This window comes from Paenibacillus liaoningensis, assembly GCF_059609455.1.
In genome coordinates this window covers 1-7,881 of record NZ_JCAALU010000040.1, presented here as the reverse complement: position 1 = coordinate 7,881, position 7,881 = coordinate 1, and the positions used below count along the sequence as shown (strand labels likewise).

The following is a 7,881-nucleotide window of genomic DNA, read 5'->3' as shown; positions in this document are numbered from 1 at the left end:
ATTTGAAGCAGGGCGACGCGATGCTGACGGTGCAGGATGAAGTGACGCTGAGCGGCGGAAAGGTCAACATCGTATGAGTCAGGTGATGACGCGGGAAGAGGCGCTGGCTGATTTTTTGGAGCGGCATGTGTTTGATCGGTGGCAGGAAGATGTGCTGCTTGTGAATGACATTTACGAAGAACATCAGGAAGCGATTGATGCGGAGCTGGCGAGAGCGTTTGAGGCGCTGTGTGAGAAAGCGGCTGAACTTCAAGCAGTAGAGAAACAAGGGAAGCTGAAATATATCTACATCTCCTATTTACGCACGAGCATCATGGAAGGCCATTGTACGTACCGTTTGGACGCGTATGATGAACGCTGGCTGATGGATACGTCTAACTGCACCGTACATTGGGAGCCTGCGTTTCTTTTCGCTCCGATGTTTGAGCGAGTCAAGCGGCTAGAACCGGAACGAGTTGCTTACGCACGGAAGGTCACGCTTATGGATATCGACGATATTCGCCAGCTGGAAGCAGAGAAATGCCACACGCTGGCGGTGGAATTCGTGCGTGGGCAGATGGAAAAGCTGATCGAGCTTGAAGCCTTCACCACGCTTGCGAAGGCGGAAGGCTGGGCGATTGCAATGGGGGAGTACCGCGATCAGACGGAAATATTGGCGGAGGATGGTCATGGCGTACGCGCACTGGATGAGCCTGGCGATAGCGAAAGCGCGGAAGAAGAGCTTCAAGAGCAGTGGCAAGGGCAGAAGGATGGAAAGGACGGTGCGTCCTGATGGACTATTTTGTACTGAAGCAAGATAGCCGCTACACGAGTACGCCGATGCTGGAAGGGTTGAGGGAGAAGCTGGACATGCGGGATATGTATGCGGCGACATCGTACCGGATACCGGACAAGCTGCTGTTTCAAGTCAAGGGAGAGAAAGACAGTGTGTTTACGGATGTGCTGGATCGGCAGCTCTTTTTGCTATCGGATGGATTGAAGCGGTTAGTGGAGCTGTACGAGCCGAGGGCGGTATACAAGATGGTCATTTTGATGCATATGCTGACTCGCCGCCAGCAAACGTATTACTTGCCCTTTTTTGAGGAGCTGCCGTGTTTAAGTCCGTATGCCGAGCTGCATCAGGATCAGCGAACGATTAAGCGTCTGGTGCTGGATCGGGAGCGTCTGCAAGGGAAGAAAATTGTGCGGGTGAGCGAAAGCGAGTTGTCGCTAATTGTCGTGCGGCTGGATGTAGCGGAGAGCCTGCTGCGACGGGAGCCTGTAGGCATTCGTTTGGAACGGGTGGAGCTGGCTTAGACGGAACGAGCGAAGGAGGAGAAGAGAATGGGAGACCAACCTGCCTATGTGGTGCGAGGGGCAACGATGGCCTGTACTTGTGGAACGCACAAGCGGCGGATTAATTTACCCGAAAGTCACGGGTCGTATGTCAATGGCAAGCCCATGATGAATGAGGACGATAATGGATCGGAAAATGTGCCGTATTTCGGCATATGCATCAGTCCGAAAATGGCCGCAGGACAAATCGTCTATTTGATTGACGAGGAGGGCAACAACATCGGGGGCCCGCCGTGCATGCCCGATTTTATGGGGAAATGGCTGCTTCCGAAGGAAAACGCGAAGGTGGACAATAAGCCTGCCCTGACGACGGATTCGTTTTTAAAGTGCGCGATGGAAGGGGAAGTCTTTTTTCTCTCGGACGGTCAGCACGACTCGGATTAAGCCAGGCAAGGACAATGGGGAGGAGGGATGCAGATGATCGGTTATGATCGATTGCGGGTGGAAGGCCCCTGCAAGCTGAAGCATATCACGGATGTGGCGATGAGCTGGAAGCCGGGCGAGCATGGGACGCTGCGGATTAGCGGGATCGTCGAGGAAGAGCTGCGGACGAATGCCACGCTAGAAGCGGTGTGGCAGGATAAAATCGCGTTGTACGACGAAGAAGAGGGCAAGCGGAAACCCCTGTTCAAGGGTGTCGTCACGTCCGTGCAGACGGTGCATCGCAATGGCGTATATACGGTTGAAATCGAGGCGGTATCGGGAAGCATCTATAGCGATCTGAAGAAGCGGAAGCGATCTTTTCAGGATACGAGCCAGACGTACGAGAAAATCATGACTACGGTGCTGCGTGCGTACCCAGGTGGTGATGTGCTGCTTCAACAGGGAGAGAAGGAAAAGCCATCTGAGCCTATCCTTCAATATGAGGAGACGGATTGGGAGCTTACAAAGCGGCTAGCGAGCCAGTTCCAGTCGGTCGTAGTCTGTGATATATTGGAAGAAACGCCGAAGCTGTTTATTGGGATGCCGGAGGGGAAAGAGCATAAGCTGCCTGATGGAGCATCGTATACGGTGAGTAAGGATTTAGCAGCGTTTCAGAAGGCAGGCGGACAGGAAGCGGGTCTGCATGATACAGATTTTTTCGGTTATGAAATACAATCCAAAACGTTCTATCGCTTAGGCGATCGCTTTAAGATTCGGGGATATATTGAGTTAATTGTTTCTTCAATGACGGCGAAATTGGAAAAAGGTCAGCTGATCTACCATTATAGGCTGTCGCGGGAAGCTGGGATACGAGAGCAGCCTATGATGAACCGCAGGCTGTCTGGCCTGACGCTGCAAGGAGAAATTCTGGCGGTGAAAGGGGAACAGGTGCAGGTGCATCTGGCGATTGATGACAAGCAGGACAAGGGAACGGCGCACTGGTATCGTTATGCTCCGGAGACGGGAAGCGCGATGTACAGTATGCCGCAGGTAGGGACGAAAGCGAATCTGTATCTGGCAGATGCAGGTGGTCAAGAAGCGATTGTTACCGGAGGCGTGCGAACAAACGGAGCGAGTGCGGAGAAGACGGCCGATCCGAATAACCGTTATTTTGGCACGGAGCATGGCAGTGAAATGAAGCTGTCGCCGACGGGAGTCGAGTTCACAGGCGGAAGCAAGGAGCCGCTATTCTTGAAGCTGGACGATGCCGTAGGCATTATCTTGAGCAGCCCGCGCAAACTGACGATGACGGCGAAGGAAGAGATTTCGCTGTTTACGCCAAAGCGTGTGGTGATTGGCGCGCAAGCGCTACTCGTAGCGAAGAAGACGAGCGCGCCGAGCGGGATTACGCTGGAAGGCGAGTATAACCTGATGGGGGCGCAGATCCGAACGGAGGGGAAGGATCGGACTGGCTATGCGCCGTATGACGATGCGCCAGTAGAAGGTGAGCCGCCTCCTCCACCGCCACCACCGGAAAAACCGCCATTCAGCTGGGGAAAACTAGCGAGAAATGTGCTGGCAGGATTGGCTGTCGTCGCAGTAGTTGCGGTAGCAGCGGCATTTACGGTAGCCACGCTGGGAGCGGGCGCGGTCGTTGTCGGCGCAGTGCTAGCTGGAGCAGCCATTGCAGGAACCGCCGCGGTAGTGAGCCAAGCGGTGTCCGATATTGCCCGCGGTGAGGTCAGCGATATGGGCACCTATGTGTCAACGGCCTTTCGAGAATCAGTTATCGGGGCGATATCTGGGGCGGTGTTTGGCCCGTTTGGTCCGATGGCGAACCTAGGTGGACGAATGGCGTTTGGTGCGGTACAGAATGGGTTTGAGAGTGTCATTCGTCAGACGATGGAAGGCAAAGGGTTTAGTTTTGGCACACTGGCACTGGATATGGGGATTGGCGGTTTAACCGGTGGTATAATGGATTCACGGCTCACGAAGGCGATTGGTAAAGGTATTAAAAATGGAGTAAGCAGTCTTAGTAAGTGGGTAGACGATGGTTGTCGTAAAATATATAAGACGCTATGGGACATTGGGTTAGATCATAAGGCTTTTGTAAATTGGAGCTTGAAAAAGCTGCAAGGCGCCGCCTTTGCCTTGAAGAATATGAATAATGAACTGCTTCCAGCAGGAGCTAGTGGTCCAGGGAACAATTATTGGCATCATAGTTCGTCTGATCCGCAGATTCCAAAAGGTGGTAACGGTTCGGGTGGTAATAAGTTTGACAAAATAAAAGAACGAATTAATACTTTAGACGAAGAAATAGCAAAATTGAAAAAAGAGGGAAATGAAGAAGAGCTAAGAAAGCTACTACGTGAAAGAAACAAATTGGCTAACAAAATAGATACTGTTGATGAAATAAGTAATAATTATGATTTGACAGCTGCAAAGGAGTATGAAAGAAAAATCGATAACTCAAAATACTTTAGTCATGATAAGGGTGACTATGGGGAAGAAGTTGCGAAAATAGTAGCAAAAGACAATGACTTAGGTAAAGACATTTCCTCCATGTTCCAAGTTGGTAGAAATGGTATAGATGCAACATTTTTATCAAAGGGTCCGCCACCTAAGTTAACAATGATTGAATCAAAGGCATCAGATTCAGCTACATTCACCTATTCAGATAAGCAGAAATTGGGAGGGGGAAAATATTTTCAAGATATGCTAAAAAATAAGGATGCAAGATATGCAGATTTTAATAAGAAACTTAAAAAATTATTAAAAGAGAATCCCGGACTTCAATTTGATTTTATTAGAGTAGAAACAGATATTAAAATAACTAAAACTGGATTTGGAGTAGATGAGTTGAAGATAAAAGATTGGAATGAAAAATAATTGATCTAAGGGAGGATATAATGTTAAATCCCAAAAAATTAGCCATGGCATATAAAAGATATAGCAAAAACTTTGTAGATGGGATCAGATTTGAAGATATTAAAGAAGAGTATGAAGAGAACTATAGTGAAATTTATAATATTATCCAAATGAATGAAATAGAGAAAGACCATGTTTTATTAATAGATTTAGATACAATTTCCTCGTTTTACTTATCAAAATGGAAAAATGATGTATTAATAAATGGCGGTAATCAAGTAGAAGAGTTTAAAAAAATACAAATTGTCGTCTTTTATCAGTGTATGGCGCAGGATCTTTATAAAATTCGTTACCCTAATATGATGACAGAATACACTTTTAAGGAAGTTATTATTGCCTTAATTCATTTTACGATATTCGGATGGGAGAAAGAGGAAAATATCCTATTTGGGTTTATGGTCGATCATCTTGGTGGAAATATATTGAACGCTAACGAAATGAACAAACATACCTGGTTCCTACTAGAATTATATTTGCAATATAGAAATAAAATGATTATGGGAACCAACCAGAACGTGCATCTTGCTGTGAAAGAAAATTTAAAAGAAGCGGGGCTACCATTCAACTTAATACCAGAAGATATAGATATTTATAAGGAAGTATTGGAAGGATGGTCAACTAATCATCCAGAAGAGTTAGAAACTTTGATAAGTAAAATGGTTTTGTTTCATTCTATATTAGCCTCAGAAATAGGTCAATCCATTGAATTTGGTGACTTTGTATATGCGTTCTATCCATATGAAATTTTGTTCCTTATACATGTAAGAGAAAAACAAGGTTTGATGGTTCCTAAACAATTTGATGATTTTTTGATGAATATGCCAGAGGCGAAAATGGAAATAGGATATCCTGAAACTTATCCAGAGTGGGATCCTTCATTGAAGCTTATAGATAACTTCTATCGCAAAAACTATCCTGCATATATCCCGAATAAGCATGGGGAATTGTTTCAATAATAAAAATGGAGGAAAACGACATGTATGGTGAAGAGATTGTCCAGTTTATATTCGAGGATAGCAAAGAGATAGAGACAATTTTACGTAAACCGGAATCTTTGGACATACACGATGTTATATTAGAATATGGATTGTCTACTAAGAAATTTCTCTTTCTTGATTATAAAGGTGAGGAAGGTTGCGAAATAGTAAATTATATTTTGGATTATGAATTTATTCATAACATTGAATTAGCATCACAAGATGAACTTGAAGAGTTAGGAGTTTTTCAGTATGAATTATTACCACAAAAAATAAGAAAAGTTAACAAATTAATATCACAAAAAGGATATGGACTATTTTCTTATCCTACCTCTGGTGATTTTTATGCATTATTCATTGCCAAATTAGATAACAAAACTAAATTACTGCAAGTAGAGCTTCTTTTTGATGATAGGATTCCATTTAAAGAAAGATTAATAAAGTATTTTTATTAAAACAAGACTTAAAATATTGCTGATTTTTAATTTTCAGGCAGGAGGAAATACGAAAGAATGTTACTCAATCTGAGAGATGAATTTTATAAGACATAGTGGTGTTTTCAGAACAAACATTAAAGGTGCTTACTCAGTCTGGATGGTTTACAGGTAGGGAAATTGATATTAGCGAAACAAATAAAATGTTGAAGTCAAGAGGTTTCGACGTATTTCCATGTGTTGAACAATTACTTCGAGAGTTTGGCGAATTGGAATATTCTTACTTAAAATTGGATGGGAAAGTTGAATCTTTTCATTTTAAACCCAAGCTTGTATTGGGAGACATAATGGAAAGAGAAGATTATTCAGAGTTTGAGTATTGGTTTAACGAACCGTTAGTTGTAATTGGCGAAGCCTATCGTCGCAACATGAATATGTTTATGTCAGAAAGCGGGAAAATTTATGGTGAATACGGAGGATATCAATTATTCAAATTTGGTGAAAATATTTATGAAGCCTTAGAAGCGTTATGCCTACCTAAGCCTATAGAGGAAATAAAAGATCCAAGTTTACCCTGATTTTGTTCGTAAGGAATGTGGAGTTTTTTGATTCTTTTTTATAAAATGTCTTCATCTATTAAAACCAAAGATTTATTTCAACTTAAAAAGTTGAAGTGAATCTTTTTTTATTTTTAACTCGGCCGCAGCCGCCGCTAAACGAAGCGAGAGTGCAAGCAGCCAAAAGCCCACCCGATCAACACCCTCGCAGACATCTATATGACCGAAAGCCCCTATGAGCAAATTACCGCCCTGACCATTGTAAAAGAAGTGAATGAGCATATCCAGCTGACGCTGAGCGGCATTGTGCCGGAGAGCAAGCTGGATGTCTATATCGAGCGCATCTCGGACAATGAGCCGATTGAGGTGTACACGCAGACGGAGGAGAGCGGCAAGCGGACGCTTTTTCACGGCATCATTACTAACGCCCGCATCCAAGTGGTGCAAAACGTGCGCACGCTGACGATCGAAGCACAAAGTCGCACGTTCCTGATGGATCTCAAAAAGGAAAAGCGCTCCTACCAAAACGGGCAGCAAACGTATGAGCAGATTTTGAACCAGTTGGCGGCAGATTATCCGAATGCGAATGTCGTTGATGAAGCTTCTAAAGGCAAGGCCATAGGCGGCCTAATCATGCAATATCTAGAAACCGACTGGGCATTTGCGAAGCGGCTGGCGTCGCATTTTAATATGCCGCTACTGGCGATCAGCGCGATGCCGGGCATCCGTTTTTATGCGGGCGTGCCGGAGGCGGGCGGCGAGGTCGTGCTGACAGAGACGAACTATTCGATCCGTAAGGAAATGGGCGTCTATAAGCAATTGGCTGAAAATAGCAAAGCGAGCTTTACCGAGCAGGGCCGGATGATCTATGAAGTGACGAGCCATACTGCCATTGAACTGGGCAGCGCCGTTCAATTTCAGCGTCGCTCCTTGTTCGTATACCGGGTGGAAGCGCGCACGGAGCAAGGACTGCTGGTCTACCATTACGATCTTCGAGAGCGGGAAGGATTTCGCTGCGGCACCCGTTATCTGGAGGAGATTACGGGTATTTCGCTATTCGGCACGATTGCTGGTGTGGAGAAAGACAAAGTAAAGCTGAAGCTGAAAATCGACGGCGGAGGAGCAGATACGTGGTTTCCGTATTCGACGGTGTATTCATCGCCAGACGGGAGCGGCTGGTACTGCATGCCGGAGATCGGCGATGAGGCAAGGCTGTATTTTCCGGATGCAGAGGAGAAAAATGCGTTTGCAGCGAGCTCGGTTGATGTCGCATCTTCGGATACGACG

General features: G+C 45.5%; 8 protein-coding genes. All 8 read left to right on the top strand.

Going from position 1 to position 7,881, the window contains the following annotated elements; all coding sequences use genetic code 11:
- Nucleotides 1-73 precede the first annotated feature (73 nt).
- Nucleotides 74-772: a hypothetical protein gene (locus AC6B99_RS33130; RefSeq protein ID WP_496665156.1), complete on the top strand. Its 699-nt coding sequence runs from the start codon at nt 74-76 to the stop codon at nt 770-772.
- Nucleotides 772-1,296, top strand: a complete 525-nt coding sequence (locus tag AC6B99_RS33125; protein ID WP_496665155.1) for a hypothetical protein — start codon at nt 772-774, stop codon at nt 1,294-1,296. The genes AC6B99_RS33130 and AC6B99_RS33125 overlap by 1 nt, the downstream gene beginning before the upstream one ends.
- Before the next feature lie 27 nt (nt 1,297-1,323).
- Nucleotides 1,324-1,719, top strand: coding sequence for a PAAR-like protein (locus tag AC6B99_RS33120; protein ID WP_494865726.1), 396 nt, complete (start codon nt 1,324-1,326; stop codon nt 1,717-1,719).
- A 33-nt stretch (nt 1,720-1,752) separates the two neighbouring features.
- On the top strand, nt 1,753-4,587 hold the full coding sequence (locus AC6B99_RS33115) for a contractile injection system protein, VgrG/Pvc8 family (protein ID WP_496665154.1): 2,835 nt from the start codon (nt 1,753-1,755) through the stop codon (nt 4,585-4,587).
- A gap of 20 nt (nt 4,588-4,607) precedes the next feature.
- Entirely contained in the window at nt 4,608-5,582 is a 975-nt protein-coding gene (locus AC6B99_RS33110; RefSeq protein WP_494865711.1) for a hypothetical protein, read from the top strand.
- A gap of 20 nt (nt 5,583-5,602) precedes the next feature.
- Nucleotides 5,603-6,058, top strand: coding sequence for a DUF6630 family protein (locus tag AC6B99_RS33105; protein ID WP_494865713.1), 456 nt, complete (start codon nt 5,603-5,605; stop codon nt 6,056-6,058).
- Between the two features lie 98 nt (nt 6,059-6,156).
- Entirely contained in the window at nt 6,157-6,615 is a 459-nt protein-coding gene (locus AC6B99_RS33100; protein ID WP_496665153.1) for an SUKH-3 domain-containing protein, read from the top strand.
- A gap of 198 nt (nt 6,616-6,813) precedes the next feature.
- The coding region (locus AC6B99_RS33095; protein WP_496665152.1) for a contractile injection system protein, VgrG/Pvc8 family at nt 6,814-7,881 on the top strand (1,068 nt) is incomplete at its 3' end.

Bases quoted from the DNA above. Each gene is read 5' to 3' on its own strand.
- AC6B99_RS33105 (WP_494865713.1), top strand. From the start codon at position 5,603: ATGTATGGTGAAGAGATTGTCCAGTTTATATTCGAGGATAGCAAAGAG.
- AC6B99_RS33120 (WP_494865726.1), top strand. From the start codon at position 1,324: ATGGGAGACCAACCTGCCTATGTGGTGCGAGGGGCAACGATGGCCTGT.
- AC6B99_RS33110 (WP_494865711.1), top strand. From the start codon at position 4,608: ATGTTAAATCCCAAAAAATTAGCCATGGCATATAAAAGATATAGCAAA.
- AC6B99_RS33125 (WP_496665155.1), top strand. From the start codon at position 772: ATGGACTATTTTGTACTGAAGCAAGATAGCCGCTACACGAGTACGCCG.
- AC6B99_RS33130 (WP_496665156.1), top strand. From the start codon at position 74: ATGAGTCAGGTGATGACGCGGGAAGAGGCGCTGGCTGATTTTTTGGAG.
- AC6B99_RS33115 (WP_496665154.1), top strand. From the start codon at position 1,753: ATGATCGGTTATGATCGATTGCGGGTGGAAGGCCCCTGCAAGCTGAAG.